Genomic DNA, 22,298 nt, shown 5'->3' on the forward strand with positions numbered 1-22,298 from the left:
CGGCTCTCTCGTCGGCTGTTCGAAAAGCTGCGGTGGCCATGCGGGCGGGTTTGGCCGGTGGGCTGTCGCTGGCGCTTTCCGTCTTGCCCGTTTCGGCGGAGTGCCTGCGCGGTGCCAATGTCGCCGGGGGAGAATTCGGCGAGCTGTCCGGGCAATACGCGCACAGCTACATCTACCCCTCCCGCGCCACCTTCGACTATCTGCGCCGCAAGGGAATGAACGTGGCGCGCTTGCCGTTCCGGTGGGAGCGGCTTCAGCCCGAGCTGAACGCGCCGCTTGAGGAAGAGGAGTTTCAGCGGCTGGACAGAGCGGTGTCCGAGGCAAGCCATCTGGGGCTGACCGTCATTCTCGACCCGCATAACTACGCGAAATACCGGGAGGAGATGATCGGCTCGGACGGCGCTCCGGTCTCCGCCTTCGCCGACTTCTGGGCCCGGCTCGCCGCCCGCTATGCGGGCCGGGAGGATGTTGTCTTCCTGCTGATGAACGAGCCGGCGAACATCACGGCGGCCGATTGGCTGCCGGCGGTCAATGCCGCGCTGGCGGCGATCCGAGACAGCGGGGCGGACAATCTGGTGATGGTACCAGGGACGATCTGGACAGGGGCGTCCCACTGGTTCGACCCGCAGGACGGCGGCTCGAATGCCGAGGTGCTACGCAAGGTGGTCGACCCGCAAGGGCGCTTCGTCTTTGATGTGCATCAGTATCTCGATGCGGATTTTTCCGGAACGAATGCCGGTTGCGAACGGGCGGAGGACGCGGTCGTGGCGCTGGAGCGCCTGACAGGCTGGCTGGAGGATACCGGCAATGCCGCGTTTCTGGGAGAGTTCGGCGGTGATGCCAGCGTTGAGTGCTACAAGGGCTTGATCAGGATGGCGTCTCTGGTCAACAGCCGCCCGGATGTCTGGGCGGGCTGGGCCTATTGGGCCGCCGGCGACTGGTGGGGCGACTATCCGCTGTCGATCCAGCCGGGCGAAGATGGCGCCGACCGTCCGCAAATGGTGGCGATCGAAGGGTTGATCGAGCGGCGCAGCGCCGGGGAGAAAGCCTGCGCCGCTCTTGTGCGGCGCAACGGGGAGGGGGAGCGATGACAGGGAAAGGGGCGCGGCTTGGGCGATTGACGCCGCTTGTCATCGAGGATTGCCCTGGGCTGCTTCATGAGGCCGATGGCGACATCGGCGTCGTGATCTGCGACGGTTGGGGCTACGAGGGGCTTTGTGCGCGACGGAGCTGGCGGATTCTCGCCGACCAGCTCGCTGGGGCCGGCTATCCTGTACTGCGGTTCGACTGGCCGGGCATGGGCGATGCGCTTGCCGATCCTGGGGACGTGACCGCCCTTGCCCACCTGGACCGGGCGCTCGACCGGGCCTGCGCGGTCATGGCCGGGCGGGAGGGGATCCGCGCGGTGGCGCTGATCGGCCTCGGGCTGGGGGCGGCGCTGGCCGTACGCCGCGCCGAGGCGCACCCGCAAGAGGTTGCCGGGCTGGTGCTGCTGGCACCGCTGGTCAAGGGCAAGAGCTTCCTGCGCGAGGTGCAGGCACAGGCGCTGATGATTGGTCAGGTCACCGGCGTGCCACCGGAAACCGGCCCGGGGGAAGCGTTGTCGATTGCCGGTCTGGGCATGGCGCAGGCGCTGGCGGACGAAATCCGCGCGCTCGATCTCTCCGGGCTCGACTTGCGTGAGGACATGCCCCGGCTGATCCTGGCGCGGGCGGGTAAGGCGGCGGAGGCGAAGCTGGCCGACCGATTGGCGGGTTCCCCCAGCGGTACGGCCGCGATCTTCGCCGGATACGACGATCTGATGATCGATCCGACCGGTTCGATGCCCCCGTTTCAGGACTTCCAGCGGGTTCTCGCCTGGTTTGGCGAGGTTTTGCCACCCTCTCGTCACGGCAAGCCGGTCGGAGAGGCGGCGGGAGCAACCAAGAGCCGGCTGGAGACCGAAACCTTCCACGAGACGCCTTGCGTTTTCGGGCCGAATGCCGGGCTGGTGGGGGTCTGGTGCGAACCGAGCGCTGGGCAGCATGGCCGGCCTGTGCTGCTTCTCAATGCCGGCGCGACGCCGCGAGCGGGCTGGGCGCGCGGCACGGCCGAGATGGCGCGGGCGCTGGCCGGGCGGGGGATCGCCTCCTTGCGCTTCGACGGTGCGGATTTTGGGGACAGCCGGCCGCACCCGCAAGGGCCGGCGATCATGCATTACCATGCAAACCAGCGTGCGGACCTCTCCGCCGCTCTCGATCTTCTGTGCGACCGCTACGGATCCGGCGCTGTCGTGGTCGGCGGTTGCGGCGGCGCCTATCTGGCTCTCAATGGCGCGGTGGCCGATGAGCGGATCGCCCATGTGATCGCGGTCAACCTGCAACGGTTTCTCTGGGATCCGCGCGATGACGTGGCCGAGGTGCTGCGCTATGGCCATGCGGCCCCGTCCGGGTATGGCCGCAAGCTTTTCAGCCGGGACGGCTGGCGAGCGCTGTGGCGCCGGCGGGCCGAGGTACCAGCGCTGGCGCTTTATCTGACGCGAACGCTGTATCGGCGGGGGGAACGGCGGTTCGCGCCCTATCTCTTCGGCCTGCTGCCCTTTTCCCGCCTCTATCGCCGGGTGCACCGCAATCTGTCGGTCTTACGCGACCGGCCCGTCCGGGTCGAACTCGTCTACAGCGAGGGCGATTCCGGTCTCGAACAACTGCGCACCTTCTTCGGCAAGGACAGTCGCCGCCTTGGCGCGTATCCGAATATCGAAATGGTCCTGATTGCCGATGCCGACCACAATCTCACGCCTAGGGCGGCACGAGCCGTCCTGCTGGAGCGGATCGTTGCGGCAGCCGCGTTGGAGACGGCCGGCGATGATCGCCGGCCAGCCGGTGCGCAGGATCGGGATGCAGCGGATCAGCCCGCCGCGTAGGGGCCGGGTTTTCCGCCAAGGGGCGTGACCGTGCCGCGCGGGGCCGGCTTGTCGGGGCTCTCCTCCGCGCCTTGCCGGGGGGTGAGGGCGATGCGTTTTTCCGCCCCCGGAGCCAGATGGAACCAGTTGTCTTCGGGCAGGTAGTTTGCATCCTCGATCGACACCGACGGGGCCAACCGGTCGGTCGACAGCACCAGCATGAAGCCGCCGTCTTCCGCCTGCTCCACCCGTGCCGTGATCGCCGCGTCCCGGCGCAGGGTGGCGCGGCCAAGCGGGAAGTGGAAGGCTTCGTCGGCGGTCTTGCTGCTCTGCCGGTCGACAAGGCGGACATGCACGCAGTCATGAGACGGCGGGCCGAAACGGAAGGCATGGGTCACGTCGAAAAACGCGCCCAGCAGGTCGGTTGCCGCGAGGCGCCGGGTGCCGCGCCCCTCCAGATCGACGTCCAGTGCGCCGCTCGCCACCGGCAGCGTCCCCTCGCCAAGGCAGGTGAGTTCCACCCGCAAGGATCGCGTTTCCGCGCCGTCGTTGACAAGGTGAATATCGAGACCGTTGGTGCCCTCGTCGGTAAGCATCACCGCCACCGGGCGGAAGGCGCGGCGCAGGCCATACCAGGCCGATTTCGGCAGGCCGGTGGCGTCGATCACACCCCAGCCGGCACCGGGAACGAGATCCTGCAGCGTCCAGACAAGCGCGCCGTGGCAGGAGGAGCCGTGTCGGCGCCATTCCGCGACGGTCGCTTCCATCACCTCGGCGATGGCCGCCCGGCCATGGTCGAGATAGGCCGCTGGGTCGCCATAGCGCAGGTCGAGCGGCTCGATGTTGTAGAGCTGCTTGACGTAATGGTCGCGAATGTCCTCGAAGTCCCAGCCGACGGAGCGGTCACGCGGCACGCTGCGTTTCCAGTCCGGGTCATGGCCCGGGCCGCCGGGAAGGTGGGCGGTGACGGTTGCCGCCTCCGGCACATTGGCGAAGGCCAGGCATTCGGTGGTGAACCGCACGTTGGCCCGGCGCGCATCCTCCAGGGGCCGGCGATAGGCGCCAACGCCGTAGTAATGAGCGATGCCGGCATTGGGAGAAAACGGCATCGCGCCGCCGCTCGGCGAATTGGGAACATAGATGACGTCAGGCCGGACAGCGGTGACAGCGGCGGGCAGGATTTCCTCGGTCAGCGGTCCGCGCCAGCGGCTCTCGGGCAGGCCGAGCATCGCCCCTTGCTGGTACATTTCGCTGCCGCCGCACACCACGACCAACGAAGGGGAGGCGGAGACCGCGCCAAGCAGGCTTTCCGTTTCCCGGGTCACCACCTCGCGGAAACTGTCATCGCCCGCCGGGTAGTCGAAATTGGCGAAGGGAAGATCCTGCCAGACCATCAGGCCCAGTGCGTCGCACAGCTCGAAAAACGCCGGACCTTCCGGGGCCATGGTGCCGCCGATCCGCAGCATGTTCATGTTGCCGGCAACGGCGCGTTCCAGCCAGGGGCGATAGTCGTCGTGACCGGAGGGCAGGCGCAGAATATCGGCGGTGGTCCAGGCGGCGCCGCGGCAGAACACCGGAACGCCGTTGACCTTGAGCGCAAAGCCCTCCCCATCCGCGCCGTGATCGACCTCGATACGGCGGAAGCCGGTACGGCCGAGCGGAACCACGGTGTCGCCCATCCGCAAGGCGATGTCATGCAGATACGGCGTGCCGTGGGTGTGTGGCCACCAGGGCTCGATGGCCGGCAGCAGCATCTCGCCCCGGTAGCGCCCCGGAGTGTCTTCCTCATCGAGCGGCGTTTCCCAGCCGGCACAGGCGAGCAGCGGCGCCTCGTCCATCGGCGGCAGCGTCAGGGCAACTTCCAGCCGGCCGGTTCCATCCTCGCCGAGCCGGCTGGCGATGGTGAGATCGCGGACAAGCGGCCCATCGTCTGCCATCAGGCGGATCGGCCGCCACGGACCGACCGCGTGGATTTCGGGGCACCAGCCGGGCATGTGACCGAACAAGGTGGTGCGCAGCAGGCGCAGGCCCTGGCTGGTCGCCAGCCGGGTGCGCCAGCGCGCGCGCGGGCCGCGCTTTTCCAGATGCGGCGCCAGTGCGCGGAAGCACAGCACCAACTCGGCCGGGGCCTGAAGGTCGAGGGCGATGTCGCGCGGCGCATACATGGAGTTGGAAATCAGCACGGGCGTGCCGTCGACCCAGGCTTCGCAGATGGTGGCGAGCCCCTCGAACCGCAAACGGTGCCCACCGGGGCGGATCGGCTGGATCGTGGCCCGGTACCAGACATCCTTGTCATGCAGGGGTTCCGGTGCCTTCGGATCGAAGCGACCGGCAGCGGTCAGCGCCTCGGCGGCTGTGCCGGGCACCGGCGCGGGGGCCCAGTCGGCCGATGGATCAAGCTCCTCCGGTCCGGACCAGGCGCCGGCGGGCGCAAGGGTCATCGACCAAGTGGCGACAAGCAGGGTGTCCGCCGTCGTTTCCAGGGAGAGTCCATCCATCATGCGGGGCCTGCCTTCAGGGTCTTTGTCGTCATCACGTGCCGTGGGTCAGGCGGCGCGTCCGGCTGCGTCGGTGGAAAGGGGGGGCAGTTTTTCTTCCAGCCCCTGCATCAGCCGGTCCCAGGCAGCCGCCGGCGGCTGCAGCGCTTCCGTCAGGCCGGTAAAGCGCTTGCGCGCAAGCGCCCGCGCCAGCAGGAACTGGAGGCTCTTGCAGCTCTCGGCAATGCCGCGTGCCGCCTCCGCTTCACCGGCAAGCTGCCCGTCCGGGAAAAGCCAGGCCAGATGCTCGCCCGCCAGCTCGAAATTCGCCCCCGCCTGTCGCAAGGTGTTGAAGGCGTATTTGTGGAAGTCGTCGAAGGGACGGTCCGCCAACGCCTCGATGTCGGCGGCAAAGCGCTCCGCATAGGCGGTGAACGGGTTGGCGTCCGGCCGGCGCCGAAAGTGCCCTGCGAGCAGCCGCACGGCGAGCGGGCGCAGGTCCGCAGCCGGAGCTGTCTCCGCCGGCAGCTTGGCGAATTCGGTGTAGGGCAGAAAGGGCAAGGGCTGAGCAAAGGCGCCGCGCTGGAACACCCCGTCGAAATCGTCCCCCTCAAGCGAGAACAGCCCGCCATTGTGGAAATAGGTCATCCGGCGGTCGGCGGGATCGAGCGCGGTGATCGCCACCGTCGTCTTGCCGTGCTCGCTGCGATAGCTGACCCCATGGGTGTCGGGCAGGAAATAGCTGTCGACCTCGACCAGGCACAGCCGGCCACGTGCGATCTGCTCCGCCACATGGCTTTCGGTCCGGTCGTAGATTGCCAGTTCCTGCGCCCGGATGCCGTAAAGGGTTTCCAGATCCTCCAGCGGCACCTTGAAGAAGGTGAACTGGTCCCCTTCGAAATCCTGCGTCAGGGTGAAGCCGAGCATCGCCTCGGGCGTCAGCCCGAGCGCGTGCAGCACCTCGATCCACAGATCGACGTAGCAGTTGGTTTCCGGCCAGATGCGTGTGGCCGCATGCAGGGCGTGCGGCTGGTAGCCATCGGGGCGAAGGGCGGCAAGGCGGGTGATCATCGCGAGCGTGTCCGTTATCCCCACAGCGCCTTGCGCACCGGCTCGGGCCAGTCGGCGGTGTCGAGCCCGTGGCGGGCGAAGAGGGCAAGGGCGATCCGCTCCAGGCCGAAGCCGACACAGGCCGTGTGGGCGGTCTCCCCGTTGGCAGTCTTTAGGCCCCAGGTCTGGCCGAAGTGATCCTGATGGTAGTTGAAGCTGAGGCAGGCGGTCTTGGCGGTGGCCGAGGTCACCGGGATCAGCAGCTCGAACTTCAGTTTCTGGTCGCGCTGGTTGTTGCCGAGCATCTTGCCGGCGCGGCCGAAGAATGGGTCGTTGGCCGTGTCCAGCTCCACATCGAGACCGACAGCGGCGATCAGCTTGCTGCCGCGCTCCATCCAGTCGCTGCGGAAGGCCATGACGTCATCCGGCGTGCCGATGCGCACGAACTCGCGCATGCGGAACAGCTGCATCCGCGCCGGGTCCTTGGAGGGCTCGTGACGGAAGCAATAGGACTGCAGGTCGAAAAGACCGCCGCCCTCGGGCAGCGGGCCGCGCTTGGCGATGGTCGGATAGAGCGGATAGCAGGCCGCCGGGGTCAGCACCACGTCGGTGGCTTCCTGCTTGCCGGTCCAGTCGTCGCCTTCCGCCATGCACTGCAGCAGGTTGACATGGTCGAGCTCGCAGCCGCAGAAGCTGTGCACCGTACCGGCGAGCTGCGGGAAGCTCTTCATGTAGCCCGAGCCTTCGAAATGGGCCCGGTTCATGCCCGGCGGAAAGCGGATCACCTCGGCCGTCGCCTCGGGTGCATGGCGGGCGATCAGGGCTTCGAACCGGGCGATCACGTCTTCGAAGGCACCGCTGCGGCCATAAAGGCCGTCGACGCCGGTGTCGATCAGCAGGCCGGCGTCGAACAGCCGGTCGAGCAAGTTGGTCTGCATGTCCATGTCGGTACCCTTCACGCCAAAAGGCTGGTGTCTTGCTTGTGGATCAGCAGCATGGTCGACGTATTGCCGAGAATGCGGTCGTTGGAGATCATCAACTGGGCGGAATGGGCATCGCGCAGATGCCGTCCCAGACTGTAGGGCGTGCCGTTCTTGTAGCCCAGGATGCCGCAGATCAGCATGCAATGGTTGATGATCGTCAGGATGTTCTGCGAACTGGCGATCTTGAGGTTGTTCATCGCCACCGCAAAGCTCATGGCGGACAGCTTGTCCTCGTCGCCCTTGGCTGTCGCGTATTGCGTGAGGGCGGCAATGATGCTGGCCTTGACCCCCTGCAGGAGGGATGAGGCCTCGGCAACGCGCAAGGCGCCGGGCGGCATTGCCTCGGGGCTGCGGCGCGCTGCGGCGCGTACGAAGGCCTGGGCCCGGGCGAAGGCATCGGCGGCGATGCCGTACCAGACGGCACTCCACAGAATATGCGCATGGGCGAGCATCGACTGGGCGGCGATCTCGGCAAAGGGGCGGGGCAGGATCTGCTGCGCCGGCGCCTCTCCCTTGAAGACATAGCCGTCGGAGCAGGTGCCGCGCATGCCCAGCGCATCCCAGGTCTGGGTCTTGTCCAGCGTGTACTGGTCCTTCAGGAACACGGTCATCACCTGGTCGCTCGGCGCGGCATCCGCATGAGCGCGGGAGGTGATCAGGATCGCATCCGCCTGATCGCCATAGGAAATGACGGTGGCGTCCTTTTCCAGGCGGCAGGTGTCGCCGTCGACCTCGATCGCGCAGATCGAGTTGCGCAGGTTGCCGCCGATACCGCCTTCCGTGGTGGCGGAGCCGAGCAGCAGTTGCTCCCCGGCCACGCGCGACATGAACGCCTCATGCCAGCCGGCGCCGCTGCCATGGGAGACAAGGCTGGACACCTTGATCTGATGCATGGCGAACACCATGGCCGCCGCCGAGCAGCCCTTGCCGAGGGTGGTGCAGATCTCGGCGATCTCCAGCACCGAAACCCCTTCACCGCCCTGGGCGGTCGGGATCTGGATCCCCAGGAGCCGCTCACTCCGCATGGCGGCAACCGCTTCGGCGGGGAACCGCCCCTCGGCATCGACCTGATCGGCATGTTCGGCGGCAATGGCGGCGACACGCTTCGCCCGGTCCATCAACGCCAGCGGTGCGACCGCGCCCTGGATGGTCATCACGCGGCCTGCTGGTCTTTCGACAGTTCCGTCACCACTTCGACGATGGTCGCAATGGTGGAAAATGTCTTGCGGTTGAGGAGGTTTTCCGGGAACTCGATGTCGAACTCTTCCTCGATCGCCAGCATCAGCTGGACCGAGGCGAAGGAGGACAGGCCGGCGGCATAAAGGTCGCTGTCTTCGCCAAGGGTGGCCGCGTCGACGGGGAGCTTGCCGTGTTGCGCCAGAATCGTTCGAATGGTGTCGGCAGTCGCCATGACCTGCTCTCCTGTTATTCCTGATCAAAAAAAACGGGCAGTCCGAGGGACCGCTTTGTGCCGGTGATGGTGCGGCCTCGGCGTTTAAAATCCCTAAAACGCAACCGGCGCTCGTGGCAAAGCTACGGATAAGGTTAACCGGAACTCTCTGCCCGCAGCGGCGAAGAACGGCAGGCCAGCGCCGTGGGTTCGAATTTAATTGACCGTCCGGTCGGCTTATTATTTCATGCTGCGACGCGGCGTGGTTGACGCGCTGAACGACGTGTCGGAAAAGACCTCCTGATTTTGTCAGGATTGGGCCCGCGGGAGGGGCATGAGAATGCGCAACGCCTATATTGTCGATTACATTCGCACACCGATCGGACGGTTTGGCGGGGCGCTCAGCCCGGTTCGCGCCGACGATCTCGGCGCCGTTCCCATTCGTGCCTTGATGGAACGCAATGCCTCCGTCGACTGGGCGCGGCTGGATGATGTGATCTACGGCTGCGCCAACCAGGCGGGCGAGGACAACCGCAACGTGGCCCGCATGGCCGCCTTGTTGGCCGGGCTGCCGCAGGAGGTGCCGGGCACCACCGTCAATCGGCTGTGCGGCTCCGGCATGGATGCGGTGATCATGGCCGCCCGCGCCATTCGCTGCGGTGAGGCGGATCTGATGATCGCCGGCGGTGTGGAAAGCATGAGCCGCGCGCCCTTCGTCATGCCCAAGGCGGACAGCGCCTTTTCCCGCAAGGCGGAGATTTTTGACACGACCATCGGCTGGCGCTTTGTCAATCCGGTGATGAAGGCGCAATACGGCATCGATTCCATGCCGGAGACAGCGGAAAATGTCGCCGAAGACTTCAACATCGGCCGGGCCGATCAGGACGCCTTCGCCGCCCGCTCGCAGGCAAAGGCCGTCGCCGCCCAGGAAAACGGTCGCCTCGCCCGGGAAATCACGCCAGTGACCATCCCCCAGCGCAAGGGCGATCCGGTTATTGTCGAGCGTGATGAACACCCGCGTGCGGGAACCACGGCGGAGAAACTCGCCAAGCTGCCAACCCCGTTCCGCTCCGAAGGATCGGTGACGGCGGGCAACGCCTCCGGCGTCAATGATGGCGCGGCCGCGCTGCTGATTGCCTCGGAAGAGGCGGTGAAGGCTTATGGGCTGACGCCGATTGCCCGGGTTCTGGGTGGGGCCGCCGCCGGTGTGCCGCCGCGCGTGATGGGCATCGGTCCGGTTCCGGCAACGCGCAAGCTGCTGGCCCGCCTTGGGCTGGCGGTGAGCGACATGGATGTGATCGAGCTGAACGAGGCTTTTGCCGCGCAAGGGTTGGCGGTGATGCGCGACCTCGGTCTTGCCGACGATGCCGCCAACGTCAATCCCAATGGCGGGGCCATTGCGCTGGGCCATCCGCTCGGCATGTCGGGCGCGCGGATCGTCGGGACGGCGGCGCTGCAACTGGCCGAGACCGGCGGCCGCTACGGCCTGTCGACCATGTGCATCGGCGTTGGTCAGGGTATTGCCTGTGCCATTGAGCGAGCCTGAACACCGCTTTCCTTGATCGTCTGCAACATACGGCCGTCCCGGATGCGGGACGGCTTTTTTGCGTCAGTCGATCAGAGCCGCCATGTCCCTGTGTCCGACATGGCTGGTCAGGCGCTTCTCGGCGAGGGCCTTGCGGTGGGCCGCAGCGAAGCCGACAAGTCCCTCCCGGTCGATGCCGATTTCCTCCGCCGCCGCGATCCAGCCATCGAGCAGCATCTCCTGAAACCCGGTCTCGTTACTGCGGGCCTGCCAGTCGGACGGGCCTTCGGTGACCTTGAAGCCTGCGGCGGCAAAGGCGTGCGCCGCGTGATCGGCGGCTTGCGGTCCGAGCGCGGGGCCAAAGCCCTTGTCCCCGCGCTGATGGGTGTTCATCGCCGCGCGCACGGTCTCGTCAAACGGATGCGGCGGGGAAACGGACATGCGTCCGTCATAGGTCAGCATCGCCAGGAACGGCAGCCGGGCACGAGCAAGGTCGCCGGCCAGCCGGTCAAGCCAATCGCTGGAGACAAGATCGAGAAACGCCGAGGTGGTGACTGCATCGACACCGCCGAGCAGGGCAGGCGGCACCCCATCGGCAAGATCCGCCTCGATAACCTCGACCGGGGTTTCCCCGGGCAATGCCAGCTCCCGGGCGACGGCGATCAGCGCAGGATCGAATTCCGCCAGCCGCCAGCGGTGAGGGAAGGGCAGGTGCGGGCTCAATGCCCGCGCGCTGGCGCCTGTACCCGATCCCAGATCGAGCAGGGTCAGCGGGCGTTGCAGCCGTGCCTGGCGCTGTTTGAGTGCGGAGACGAATGCCTCGCGCACGGCCGCGTTGCGTGCCCTGAGGTCGACCGGCTCGCGCAAGGCGAGCCACTGGTGGGAAAACCCGCTCATTCGGACAGTCCTCTCAGAAGGTGAGCGAAGGCGCGCGCCTGATCGGGCCATGTCGGCAAGGACAGGGCATGTTTGTGCGCGCCTTCGGCAAGTGCCTGCCTTTGCCCCGGATCGGCAATCAGCCGGCGCAGGGCATCGGCGACCGTCTCCACCGCTCCGGCGGGGAGCACCACGCCGGCGGAAGCCGGGACCGTGGTGGCGACAGCGCCTTCGCCGGTGGCGATGACCGGCAGACCATGCGCCATCGCTTCGGCGAAGGCCATGCCGTACCCCTCATAAAGGGTGGTCAAAACGAAGATGTCGGCGGTGCGGTAAAGAGAGGTCACAGCGTCCTCCGGCAGGGCACCGTGCACGGTGATGCGTTCGCCGAGCCCCAGTTCCTCGATCCGCCGGGCGATCTCCACGGCATGATCCGGGTCGGCGTCCCGGCTGCCGGCGATGTCGAGATGCCAGGTGAGGTCGGTAATCCGTGCCAGCGCCGCCAGCAGGGTCGGATAGTCCTTGCGGCGGATGAGCGAGCCTACCGCGAGCAGGCGGATACAGGGGCGGGCGCCGGGCTCGGCTTTCTTATTCTGGGCTGGCTCGTGCGGCGGAAGGGACAGCGCGGGTTCGATGATGCCGATCCGCTCTGGCGGGACGGCAAACTCGCGAACCAGCGTGTCCGCCGTCGCAGCGCTGGTGGTGACCACCTGCCGGGCATGGGCAAGGGCGGCGCGCTCGCGGGTCGCGAGTTCGGCTCTCCGGTCGGCGCTCAACCCGCTTTCATGGGCCAGTGGGTGATGCACCAGCGCGATCAGCGCCAGCCGCTCGCCATGCCGTGCGGCAACCGCATCGAGCACGCCATAGGCCAGACCGTCGATCACCACCTGCGTCCCGTCGGCGAGCCCGGAAAGAAGCGCATCCGCTCTCGCCAGCGTCTCCGCCGTTGGTGCCGGATAGCCCTTGCCAAGGGAGAGAGCCTCGACCGCAAGGCCGATCTCCTCCAGCGCCTTCAACAGATGTCGGTCGTAGACATAGCCCCCGGTCGGCATTTCCAGCCGACCGGGGTAGAGAAAAATGATTGGCCGCGCCCGTGGCGTCATGCGATCGGCGCCTCGTACCAGGCGCGAGCCACATGGGATTCATGCAAGGAAACCCGGATCGAATGCAGCTCACTTCCCGGACGGCCAAGCCGGTCGGCCCGGGCGGCTTCGGCCAGACGGTCGTGGATGTGCCGGGTCAGGAATTCGGTGGTGGTGTTCTTGCCGGCGAATTCGGGCAGCTCGTCGAGGTTCTGGAAGTTGAGCGGTGTCAGCACCTCCTTCAGCACCTCATGCGCCCGGCCGATGTCGATGACGATGCCATTGGCATCGAGCGACTGGGCGAAAAAGGCTGCATCGACCACGAAGGTCGCGCCGTGCAGCTTCTGCGCCGGCCCGAAAACCTCGCCGGAAAACGAATGGGCAATCATGATGTGGTCGCGCACTTCAACGGCATGCATGGGATATCTCCAGACGAAAGGGATCAGTTCTGTGGTTCGGCGTCCCGGTAATCGATCACCTGGGCGAGCGCTTCCCGTTCGCCGGAAAAAATGGCGGGAAGGAGTCCGGGGGCATCGTCGAACGCGATTGCAGGGGAGAGAAGCGCGTCGAGGACAGGCTCACGCAAAAGTGAAAGGGCGGTTGCAAGGCGCCGCCGGTAGCTCCAGCGGGCGCGTCGCTCCGGTGGCAACTGGCCGACCTGGCTCGACTTGAGCGTGAGGCGTCGGCTGTGAAAACCGCCGCCCAGATGCGCCGTCACGGGCGCGCTGCCATACCAGCTCATTTCCAGAACCGTGGCTTCCTGTCCGGCCAGCGCCAGCGCGGTGTCGAGCCCCGCCGGATTGCCGCTGGTGTGCAGCACAAGGTCCTGTTCGCCGGCCGCCTGATCGGGCGCGGCGAACCCGACGCCGAGCCGCCGGGCGATCTCCGCCCGTGCCGGATTGACGTCGACAACGGTGACCCGGGTTGCCGGGATTCGACTTGCGAGCCAGGCTGCGAGCAGTCCGACGACACCGCCGCCGACCACGGTAATGTGATCTCCCGGTGAGGCCCCGCCGTCCCATAACCCATTGAGAGCGGTTTCCATATTGGCCGCCAGCAGGGCGCGCTCGGCGCTCACTCCCTCAGGCAGGGGGTGGGCTGCCTCGGCGGGGAGGTTGAACCGGGTCTGATGCGGATGCAGCGTGAACACCGAGGTGCCGGTCGGCAACCCGTCGCCGGCGACGACATCGCCGACACAGGCGTAGCCGTATTTCACCGGGAAGGGGAAATCGCCCTCCTGGAACGGGGCGCGCATGCGCTGCCATTCGCTCTCGGGCACCTTGCCGGTGAACACGAGCCGTTCGGTGCCCAGGCTGATGGCACTGAAGCGGGCACGCACCTGAACCTCGCCAGCGCGCGGCGGGGGGAGTGGTTCCGCCCGCAGCGCCAGTTTGCGGGGGGCCTCGGTCCACAACGCACGGGCGTATGTCGTGTCGTGGCTAAAATTTTTTTTCGGCGTCGGGCTGTGCGTCACAAATCCTCCTTACTGCCGCGCAACGTATGTTGCATCGCAGCGTCGCTGACGTCGACGTTGGGTATTCCGGTTCGTGTAGAGGCTTACTGAATGTTTGGAGAACGTTTGCCCCATTTCCTCGCCCCCGACCAGCCCGCAAGCGGCGGCGCTGGCGAGGATCATGATATGGACCGGCCATATGTCCACCGGCCGGACGATGCGCGCCGGCTGTTCTGGCGCCGTGCCGTCTTTCTTTTTCTTGTTCTTGTCAGCATGGCCGGCCTGACCGCGCTTCTGACCATGAGCCTTGCCGGCAACGGTATCGGCTGGGGCGAAGGGCTGATGATCGCCTGTTTCGTCGCCACCCTGCCCTGGACCGTCATCGGCTTCTGGAACGCGGTGATCGGCTTTCTGGTGATGCGCCTGTCCCGCGATCCGGTGGAAAGCGTCTGCCCGATCGCGCCGGGCGATGCCAGCCGCGCGGGCTCTGCCTCGACGGCGATCCTCTCCTGCATCCGCAATGAGGATGTGGATCAGGTGGCGGTCAATCTCGATGCCATGGCCGCGGATCTGCATCAGGCCGGGCGTTGCGAGGGCTTCTCGATCTATGTGCTGTCCGATACGGACCAGCCGGAGATCGCCGCCCGCGAGGAAGCCGTCTTCGCGGCACTGCATGACCGCTGGGCGGCGCATATCGACATCTTCTATCGCCGCAGATCGGACAATCCGGGCTTCAAGGCCGGCAATATTCGTGATTTTTGTGAGCGCTGGGGCGCAGCCCACGACTATGCGCTGGTGCTTGACGCGGACAGCTTCATGGCGGCGCCCGCCATTCTCGATCTGGTGGCGCGGATGGAGGCCAACCCGCGTCTGGGCATCCTGCAGACCCTGGTGGTCGGCATGCCGACGGTCAGCGCCTTTGCCCGGATCTTCCAGTTCGGCATGCGTCTTGGCATGCGCTCCTACACCCTGGGCAGCGCCTGGTGGCAGGGGGATTGCGGTCCCTATTGGGGGCACAATGCGATCCTGCGTCTGGCGCCGTTCACCGAGCATTGTCACCTGCCGGAGCTGCCGGGCAAGGGGCCGCTGGCCGGCACGATCCTCAGCCATGACCAGGTCGAGGCGGTGTTGATGCGCCGGGCCGGCTACGAGGTCCGGGTGATCCCGCGCGAGACCGAGAGCTTCGAGGAAAACCCGCCCAACCTGCTGGAGTTCATCCGCCGCGATCTGCGCTGGTGTCAGGGCAATCTGCAGTATTTCAAGCTCTTGCGGATGCCGGGTCTTTATCCCCTCAGCCGGTTGCAGCTGCTGCTGGCGATCCTGATGTTCACCTCCGCCCCCGCTTGGCTGGCCTTCATGGCAACCGGCGCGGCGCTGGCGGCGCTGAACAGCGGCGAGATGGTGCAGATCAACGCGGCGGCGGGTCTTGCCCTGTTCGCCACCATCCTGACGATGATCTTCGCGCCGAAGATCGTCACCGTGATCGACATTCTCGCCCGCCGCGAGCTGCGGACCGCCTATGGCGGCGGTGTGCGGGTGGTGATCAGCGCGCTGACCGAGATCGTGTTTTCCGCGCTGCTGGCGCCGGTGATGGCGATTGCCGTGTCGCTGTTCATTGCCGGGCTGCCCTTCGGCCGGGCCATCGGCTGGGGCGCGCAGGTGCGCGAGACCAAGGGATTGCCCTTGGGCCTTTGCGCCAGCAAGCTGTGGCCGCAGACCCTGTTCGGCGTGTCGGGCATTGCCTTTGCCGCGTGGCTGTCGCCGGTGCTGATCTGGCCGCTGTTGCCGGTGGTGCTGGGGCCGGCGCTGGCCGTGCCGCTGTGCATGGTTCTGTCGCGCCGCGATGTCGGCGAGCTTGCCCTGGCCACCCGGCTGTGGCGCCTGCCGGAAGAAACCGTGCCGCCCACCTGCCTCCTGCCGCTGCGCCTTCCGGCCCATGCCTCGCTCGGCGTGTCCTTCGCGCCGGTCGGTGCGATGTTCGGCGCCGAGGTGGAAAACGCCGAAGCCTGAGGCGTCCGCCTCCGCCGTGCCCTGGCGGATCGCGGCAATGTGAATGCCGGTGCCCTCGGTGTCTCGAGACTGTGATTTGAGCGGATCGCCGCCATTTCCCACGTTAGCGGGACACCGAGGGTGACGACCGGATCGTCCCCGCTTCGCCGGAGGGACACGCATGAACCAGGGCAAATCCACAACCGTTTCCGATTCTGCCGCCTTGCCGGCACTGTTTCCGCCGCTGACGGCGGCAACCCTCGGGACCATTCTTCTTGGCGGCATCCTGGCCGATGCCACCTGGGAGATATGGGCCCGGTTCATCACGCCGCTGTGGGTTGGCGGACCGCTGCAGCCGGCTGCGCTCGTGCAGTCGGTGTTCGGGTTCCGCAACCTCGCGCTGGCGGAACTGATCCATCTGGTCGTTGGTGTGGTGTTCTACCCCATCGGCTATCTCTATATCGCCCGGCCGATTGCGGATCGCTTTCTGCCGTTCCTGTCCTGGCCGGTGGTGGCGCTCGGCTATGGCGTCGGCCTGTGGACCTTCGCGCTCTATGTGATGGCGCATCTGATCGCCGGCTTTCCCGCCTTCCTCGGCTTCATTCAACTGACCTGGGCCTCGCTGGTCGGTCACTTGCTGTTCGCTCTGGTTCTCGGTGCAGTGGTTCACTGGCGCATGCCCGCCTCGCGATGACGACCGTTCGGTCGGGGCAGTGCAGAGGATGCTTGGCGGCCGCGCGGCGGTATTCTAGGGTCGTCTCCGGCCTGCGAAGCACTTCCCCTCACCCCTGCCGATGAAAGGGCCTTCTTGTGTCCGCAGAACGCTCCTCCGGCCCGCTCGATGGCCTCCTTGTCCTTGATCTCTCGCGCATTCTCGCCGGTCCGACCGCCACGCAGCTTCTGGGGGATCTCGGCGCCCGGGTGATCAAGGTCGAGCGTCCTGGTCGGGGCGACGACACCCGGGGTTGGGGTCCTCCGTTCCTGCGCGATGCGGACGGGCGGGAGACCACTGAGAGCGCCTATTACCTCTCCGCCAACCGCAACAAGCAGTCGCTGGCCGTCGATCTTGCCAGTGCTGGCGGGCAGGAGATCATCCGCCAACTGGCGGCGCGCGCCGATGTGCTGGTGGAGAATTTCAAGGTCGGCGATCTCGCCCGGCGCGGGCTTGGCTATGACGATCTGAAGGCGGCAAATCCGGGGCTGATCTATTGCTCGATTTCCGGCTTCGGCCAGACCGGCCCCTATGCCCATCGCCCGGGTTACGACTTCCTGATCCAGGGCATGGGTGGGATCATGTCGCTGACCGGCCGGCCCGACGAAGAGGGCGGCGAGCCGACCAAGGCCGGGGTCGGCATCGCCGATGTGATGTGCGGCATGTATGCCTCCAATGCGATCCTCGCCGCCCTGCATCACCGCACCCTCACCGGCGAGGGGCAATACATCGACATCGCCCTGTTCGATACCCAGGTGGCCTGGCTGATCAACCAGGGCGTTGGCTATCTGACCGATGGCCAGGTGCCGCCCCGGCGCGGCAACGCCCATCCGACCATTGTCCCCTACAATGCCTATCCGGCCAGCGACGGCAGTTTCATTCTGGCCGTCGGCAATGACGACCAGTTCGCCCGCTTCTGTGACGTGGCGGGCGCGGCGCAACTGGCGACGGATCCGCGCTTTGCCCGCAACTCCGACCGGGTGCGCCGACGCAGCGAGCTGGAGCCGCTGATCCGCGATCTGACCCGCACCCGGCCGGCGGCAGAATGGCTCGCGGCACTGGAGGAAGCGGGCGTGCCCTGCGGTCCGATCAACGATCTTGCGGGCGTATTCGCCGATCCCCAGACCCAGGCGCGGGGCATGCGGATCGCCCTGCCGCATGAGACGGCACAGGGCGGTGCGGTCGATCTGATCGGCAATCCGGTGAAACTGTCGCGCACCCCGGTCACCTATCGCCATGCGCCGCCCCGGCGCGGCGCCGATGGGGTGGAGGTGCTGCGCGGGGTGCTGGGGCTGAATGACAAGGAAATCGCCGCGCTGATCGACGAAGGCGTGCTGGACCCGGGAGACGATGCATGACCACCGGAGCGGATCTGATCGCCGAGAGGCTCGCCGGTGCCGGCTGCCGCCATGCCTTTGGCATTCCCGGCGGCGAGGTGCTGGCGCTGATGGGGGCGCTGGCCGATGCGGGCATCGCTTTCCATCTGGTCAAGCATGAGAACGCCGGCGGCTTCATGGCCGAAGGGGTCTGGCATGCCGAGGCGCGGGCGGGAAAGGCGGCGCCGGGCATTCTGCTGGCGACGCTCGGTCCGGGCGTGGCCAATGCGGTCAATGTGGTGGCCAACGCCTGGCAGGACCGGGTCCCGCTGATCTTCCTGACCGGCTGCGTCGATGCCGCCGAGGCGGAGAGCTACACTCACCAGGTGTTCGATCATCAGCAATTGCTGCGGCCCATCGTCAAGGCCAGCTTCCGCGCCGCGCCCGGCGCCATCGGCAGGATGATGGACAAGGCGATTGCCATCGCCCTCAGCGGACAGCCCGGGCCGGTGCATGTGGATGTGCCGATCTCGGTCGCCGAAAGCCTGTGCGAGCCCCGCGAACGTCCGGCGGGCAAGGCCCCGCCGGCACCGCAGCTTCGCCCGGAAGGCGCGGAGCTGGAGGCAGCGCGCGCCCTTTTCAAAAACGCCAAGCGGCCACTGGCGATTGCCGGTGTTGATGCGGTCAACGAAGGCGCCGGCGCGGAAATCGCCGCTTTCTGCGACCGCTTTCATGTGCCGCTGATCACCAGCTACAAGGCCAAGGGCCTGCTCGACGAGGCGCACCCGCTGGCGCTGGGCGGCGCCGGCCTCAGCCCCAAGGCGGATGCGCATCTGCTGCCGTTGCTCAAGGCGTCTGACTGCATTTTGCTGCTTGGCTACGACCCGATTGAAATGCGCATCAACTGGCGCGATCCCTGGCCGGACGCGGCGCCGGTGGTCGAGATTGCCGCCACGCCGCGCCTGCATGGCATGCACGCGGTGCGCCATCTTCTCCCCTCCGGGGTGTCCGCCGGGCTTGCCGCCCTGTCGGATGGGCTGACGCCGCGGGCGACCTGGTCCGATGGCGCCACCGAGGCCGCGCGCTCCGCGCTTGCCGCCCAGTTCGCGCCGGAGCCGGAAGGCTGGGGGCCGGCGACGGTGTTTCATACCCTGCGCCAGGTATTGCCGCCCGAGACCGTTGCCACCGCCGACAGCGGCGCGCACCGGATCCTTGTGTCGCAGATCTGGCGGACGGGGCTCGCGCGCGGGATGCTGCAATCCTCCGCCCTTTGCACCATGGCCTGTGCCCTGCCGCTTGGCATGGGCCAGCGGCTCGCCGACCCCACCCGTCCGGTGGTGGTGTTTGTCGGCGATGCCGGGCTGGAAATGGGACTGGGGGAACTGGCGACCTTGCGCGACATGGGGCTGTCCCTGATCGTCTGTGTGCTGGTCGATGAAAGCCTGTCGCTGATCGAGCTGAAGCAACGGAGCGGGCAGCGGGCCAATCTTGGCGTCGATTTCGCCGGAACGGACTTCCCGGCTCTTGCCCGGTTCTTCGGCGGTCACGGGGTCTGGGTGGCGGATGCGAAGACGCTCGCGGCCGAAGCGCAGGCCGCGCTCGACCGCCCGACCTTCACCCTGCTCGCCTGCCGGATCGGACGGCGGGCCTATGATGGCAAGTTCTGACCGGTCAAAAACCGCTTGCGGTTTGTGGGCCGGTCAGGTCCTCACCATCTTGAGGCCGGGTCAGCCCATGCCGAGTTTCAGCCTGATCCGGGTGCCGGCAAGGCTGCCGATGAAGCCGAACACCAGCCACAGCCAGCCGTGCAGCGAGCCGGAGACGATGCCGCCGAGATAGGCGCCGATGTTGCAGCCATAGGCAAGGCGCGCGCCATAGCCCATCAGCAGCCCGCCGATGAGGGCGGTGAGAAGATCGCGTCGCGACAGCTTCCAGGCAGGCGCGTATTTGCCGGCCAGGGCCGCCGCCACCATGGCGCCGAGCAGGATGCCGAAATTCATCACCGAGGTGGCATCGGCGAAGACCGAGGCTTCCAGCGCGCCCTTCTGCCATTGCCAGTAGGGCCAGTCGGTGACGGGGACGCCGAGCCCTTGCCAGATCTTCGCGCCCCACAGGGCAAAGCCGGAGGTGATGCCCCAGGGTCGGCCCAGCACGAGGAAGGTGGCGATGCCGACGATGGCGATCATCACCGCCCCGAACACGAGGGACCAGGGGCCGGTCAGAACGGACTCCGTGGCGCGCGGTTCCGCCAGCGATCCATGGGCGCGGGTTTCCACCCGCACGCTCCAAAGGGCGATCGCCCCGAGCACGACGGCGGTGATGGCGAAGGCGCCGATCGGTCCGAAATTGCCGATCAGGGAAAACGCCGGCAGTTTCGGCAATTGCCCCCATAGGTGCATGTGCGGGGTGGCGGCCACCGAGCCGGTGACGAAGGCGGCCAGGGTCACCATCATCCGCGTCGAGCCGCCTCCGGCGGTAAACAGGGTGCCGGAGGCGCAGCCGCCGCCTAGCTGCATGCCAAGGCCGAACATGAAGGCGCCAATGGCCGCGGCGATGCCGAAGGGAAAGACGAAGCCGCCGGTGGGAAGGCCGATCCCGGCGCCCCAGCCGATCAGCGGGAAGGACACCAGAGCGGTCAGCAGGATCAGGAGGAACTGGGCCCGCAAACCGCCGCCCCTCTTTTCGGTGACGATCCGGCGCCAGGCGGCGGTGAAGCCGAAGCTGGCGTGATAGAGCGACACGCCGGCGAGGCCGCCGATCAGCGTGGCGAGACCGAGCGTGTGCCCGCCGTGAAGGCTGGCAAGAGCGGTGACCGCGGCGAGGCCGGAAAGCGCAGCCGCCAGTATCAGGCGGTTGGGTCCGGAGAAGGTTTGGGCAAGAGCTGTCATGCGTATGGTCTACCCCTTTCCGCCCTCGGGCCGGAAGGCTTCCTTTTCCGGTTGGCGCGCCGCGCGGGCAAATGCATTTTCACAACCAGGAGCTATTTGGAATATGAGCGCTTTCAAGGGCCGGTCCCGACAAGCGCGCCACAAGTTATTGTGTCTTGCGTGTCATCGGGGCAAGCGGAACACTCTGGGCCACAAATAGAGGTCCGGCGCTCGGTCCGCGCCACCGTTCGGCCATGCTTTGCCCGCGATTGTGCGTCAAGACCTCCCGATCGCAGGTTCAAGAGGCTGCCATGAGCATCATCGACCCCTTTGGATATTCGTTGACCCTGTCCGAGCCGGAGGCACTTGCCCCCTGGAGCGGCACGGTCAAGGCGTTCCTGGCCCATGGCAAGGCAACCCCGGATCTGATCGGCGAGGCGCTGGCGTGCGATCCGCAGTTCGCCATGGGCCATGCGACACATGGCTTGTTCTGCCTGCTGCTCGGGCGAAAGGAACTCTTGGCGGTGGCCGAGGGCGACTGGCGCGATGCCGAGGCGGCGCGCCGGCTGGCGCCGGTCACAGTGCGCGAGGCGGTGGTCATCGACGCGCTGCGCGACTGGCTCGACGGGGCCCCGCGAAGAGCGGCCGCCCGGCTTGATGCGGCGCTCGCCGACTTTCCCGCCGATCCGCTGCTGATGAAGCTGGCGCATGCCATCTATTTCGTGCTGGGTGAGGCGGTAGCGATGCGGCGCTCGGTGGAAAAGGTCCTGCCCGTCTATGGCACTGACCATCCGGCGCTGGGCTATGGTCTTGGTTGCCATGCCTTCGCGCTGGAGGAAACCGGTGCCTATGCCGAAGCGGAGCGGGCGGGGCGACAGGCGCTGGAGCTTGCCGCCGACGATGCCTGGGGGCTGCATGCGGTTGCCCATGTCTATGACATGACCGGGCAGTCGGAGACGGGGCGGAAATGGCTGGAGAGCCACACCGCCACCTTCGCCCATTGCAACAATTTCGGCTATCACGTGTGGTGGCACCTGGCGTTGATGTATCTCGACAAGGGCGATATCGGCGAGGTGCTGTGGCTCTACGATACCAGGATCCGCCGCGATCACACCGACGATTACCGCGACATTTCCAACGCCGCCTCCCTGCTGGTCCGGCTGGAGATCGAAGGGGTGGATGTGGGCCAGCGCTGGGAGGAACTGGCGCGGCTCGCCGAAACCCGGATCGACGACCGCTGCAATGTCTTCGCCAACCTTCACTACATGCTGTCGCTGAGCGGCGGCGGCCGCAGGCAGGCGGCCGACCGGATGCTCTCGGCCTTGTCCGGCTGGTCGGAGGATCATTCGGACATGGGCGAGGTCGCCGCTCGCACAGGTCTGCCGGTGGCGCGGGGACTGGAGGCCTATCAACGCGGCAATTTCTTCTCCGCCTTCCACCATCTTGACCGGGCGCGGCCGGGGCTTCAAAGCATCGGCGGCAGCCATGCGCAGCGCGATGTGTTCGAGCAACTGGCAATCGATGCGGCCCTGCGTGCCGGTCTTGCCGAGGATGCGGAACGCTTGCTGCGCGAGCGACAGGCGCTGCGCGGGGCCACCGACCGTTTCGCCAGCGAGCGGCTGGCGCGGGTGGAGCGGATGCGCCGCGCCGAGCGGGTCATGGGCGACGAGGGCCTGCGGGCCGTGCCTCTTTGACGG

Annotated in this window: 18 protein-coding genes; 8 read left to right on the forward strand and 10 right to left on the reverse strand. The window is 67.0% G+C overall.

The features are described from left to right. Positions 1-38: 38 nt before the first annotated feature. Together LC062_RS12340 and LC062_RS12345 are read left to right on the forward strand one after the other, a co-directional pair. Entirely contained in the window at positions 39-1,091 is a 1,053-nt protein-coding gene (locus LC062_RS12340) for a glycoside hydrolase family 5 protein (RefSeq protein ID WP_224911334.1), read from the forward strand. After that, positions 1,088-2,902, forward strand: a complete 1,815-nt coding sequence (locus LC062_RS12345) for an alpha/beta fold hydrolase (RefSeq protein ID WP_224911335.1) — start codon at positions 1,088-1,090, stop codon at positions 2,900-2,902. Before LC062_RS12340 ends, LC062_RS12345 begins: the two co-directional genes overlap by 4 nt. On the opposite strand, the gene LC062_RS12350 is transcribed toward LC062_RS12345, so the two are convergent. Genes LC062_RS12350 through LC062_RS12370 form a run of 5 tightly spaced genes read right to left on the reverse strand, consistent with a single transcriptional unit; the run spans position 2,887 to position 8,802 of the window. After that, positions 2,887-5,379: a glycosyl hydrolase 2 galactose-binding domain-containing protein gene (locus tag LC062_RS12350; RefSeq protein ID WP_404829716.1), complete on the reverse strand. Its 2,493-nt coding sequence runs from the start codon at positions 5,377-5,379 to the stop codon at positions 2,887-2,889. The genes LC062_RS12345 and LC062_RS12350 overlap by 16 nt on opposite strands. Before the next feature lie 48 nt (positions 5,380-5,427). After that, positions 5,428-6,429, reverse strand: coding sequence for a DUF1839 family protein (locus LC062_RS12355; protein WP_224911337.1), 1,002 nt, complete (start codon positions 6,427-6,429; stop codon positions 5,428-5,430). A 14-nt stretch (positions 6,430-6,443) separates the two neighbouring features. Further along, positions 6,444-7,352, reverse strand: a complete 909-nt coding sequence (locus LC062_RS12360; protein WP_224911338.1) for an amino acid--[acyl-carrier-protein] ligase — start codon at positions 7,350-7,352, stop codon at positions 6,444-6,446. Between the two features lie 11 nt (positions 7,353-7,363). After that, positions 7,364-8,545: an acyl-CoA dehydrogenase family protein gene (locus LC062_RS12365; RefSeq protein ID WP_224911339.1), complete on the reverse strand. Its 1,182-nt coding sequence runs from the start codon at positions 8,543-8,545 to the stop codon at positions 7,364-7,366. After that, the gene (locus LC062_RS12370; RefSeq protein ID WP_224911340.1) at positions 8,545-8,802 is read right to left on the reverse strand and encodes an acyl carrier protein; all 258 of its coding nucleotides are present in this window, start codon (positions 8,800-8,802) and stop codon (positions 8,545-8,547) included. Before LC062_RS12370 ends, LC062_RS12365 begins: the two co-directional genes overlap by 1 nt. A gap of 319 nt (positions 8,803-9,121) precedes the next feature. On the opposite strand from LC062_RS12370, the gene pcaF reads away from it, so the two are divergent. Continuing rightward, positions 9,122-10,327, forward strand: coding sequence for a 3-oxoadipyl-CoA thiolase (gene pcaF / locus LC062_RS12375; protein ID WP_224911341.1), 1,206 nt, complete (start codon positions 9,122-9,124; stop codon positions 10,325-10,327). Between the two features lie 63 nt (positions 10,328-10,390). Here pcaF and LC062_RS12380 read toward each other — a convergent pair whose 3' ends face one another. The 4 genes from LC062_RS12380 to LC062_RS12395 are packed head-to-tail and all read right to left on the reverse strand — an operon-like array spanning position 10,391 to position 13,603. Continuing rightward, positions 10,391-11,203 carry a class I SAM-dependent methyltransferase gene (locus LC062_RS12380; protein WP_224911342.1) on the reverse strand — a complete coding sequence of 271 codons (813 nt, stop codon included), beginning with the start codon at positions 11,201-11,203 and terminating at the stop codon, positions 10,391-10,393. Further along, positions 11,200-12,285 carry a glycosyltransferase family 4 protein gene (locus LC062_RS12385; RefSeq protein ID WP_224911343.1) on the reverse strand — a complete coding sequence of 362 codons (1,086 nt, stop codon included), beginning with the start codon at positions 12,283-12,285 and terminating at the stop codon, positions 11,200-11,202. The genes LC062_RS12380 and LC062_RS12385 overlap by 4 nt, the downstream gene beginning before the upstream one ends. Then, positions 12,282-12,683 (reverse strand): 6-pyruvoyl trahydropterin synthase family protein, encoded by a 402-nt coding sequence (locus LC062_RS12390; protein WP_224911344.1) that lies wholly within the window; start codon positions 12,681-12,683, stop codon positions 12,282-12,284. The genes LC062_RS12385 and LC062_RS12390 overlap by 4 nt, the downstream gene beginning before the upstream one ends. Before the next feature lie 23 nt (positions 12,684-12,706). After that, positions 12,707-13,603, reverse strand: a complete 897-nt coding sequence (locus LC062_RS12395; protein ID WP_224911345.1) for a zinc-dependent alcohol dehydrogenase — start codon at positions 13,601-13,603, stop codon at positions 12,707-12,709. Positions 13,604-13,828: 225 nt separating this feature from the next. On the opposite strand from LC062_RS12395, the gene mdoH reads away from it, so the two are divergent. From mdoH to LC062_RS12415, 4 genes are all read left to right on the forward strand, one after another. Further along, positions 13,829-15,727: a glucans biosynthesis glucosyltransferase MdoH gene (gene mdoH / locus LC062_RS12400; protein WP_224911346.1), complete on the forward strand. Its 1,899-nt coding sequence runs from the start codon at positions 13,829-13,831 to the stop codon at positions 15,725-15,727. A 160-nt stretch (positions 15,728-15,887) separates the two neighbouring features. Next, positions 15,888-16,400 (forward strand): hypothetical protein, encoded by a 513-nt coding sequence (locus LC062_RS12405; protein ID WP_224911347.1) that lies wholly within the window; start codon positions 15,888-15,890, stop codon positions 16,398-16,400. Positions 16,401-16,516: 116 nt separating this feature from the next. Further along, on the forward strand, positions 16,517-17,776 hold the full coding sequence (locus tag LC062_RS12410) for a CaiB/BaiF CoA transferase family protein (RefSeq protein ID WP_224911348.1): 1,260 nt from the start codon (positions 16,517-16,519) through the stop codon (positions 17,774-17,776). Continuing rightward, on the forward strand, positions 17,773-19,401 hold the full coding sequence (locus tag LC062_RS12415; RefSeq protein WP_224911349.1) for a thiamine pyrophosphate-binding protein: 1,629 nt from the start codon (positions 17,773-17,775) through the stop codon (positions 19,399-19,401). The genes LC062_RS12410 and LC062_RS12415 overlap by 4 nt, the downstream gene beginning before the upstream one ends. Positions 19,402-19,461: 60 nt before the next feature. Here the strand turns inward: LC062_RS12415 and LC062_RS12420 are convergent, their stop codons facing one another. Next, on the reverse strand, positions 19,462-20,622 hold the full coding sequence (locus tag LC062_RS12420) for a YeeE/YedE family protein (RefSeq protein ID WP_224911350.1): 1,161 nt from the start codon (positions 20,620-20,622) through the stop codon (positions 19,462-19,464). A 290-nt stretch (positions 20,623-20,912) separates the two neighbouring features. Here LC062_RS12420 and LC062_RS12425 point away from each other — a divergent pair, with 290 nt between their 5' ends. Next, positions 20,913-22,295 carry a tetratricopeptide repeat protein gene (locus tag LC062_RS12425; RefSeq protein WP_224911351.1) on the forward strand — a complete coding sequence of 461 codons (1,383 nt, stop codon included), beginning with the start codon at positions 20,913-20,915 and terminating at the stop codon, positions 22,293-22,295. Positions 22,296-22,298 lie beyond the last annotated feature (3 nt).

The sequence above is a fragment of the Stappia indica genome, assembly GCF_020177335.1.
Taxonomy (GTDB): domain Bacteria; phylum Pseudomonadota; class Alphaproteobacteria; order Rhizobiales; family Stappiaceae; genus Stappia; species Stappia indica_B.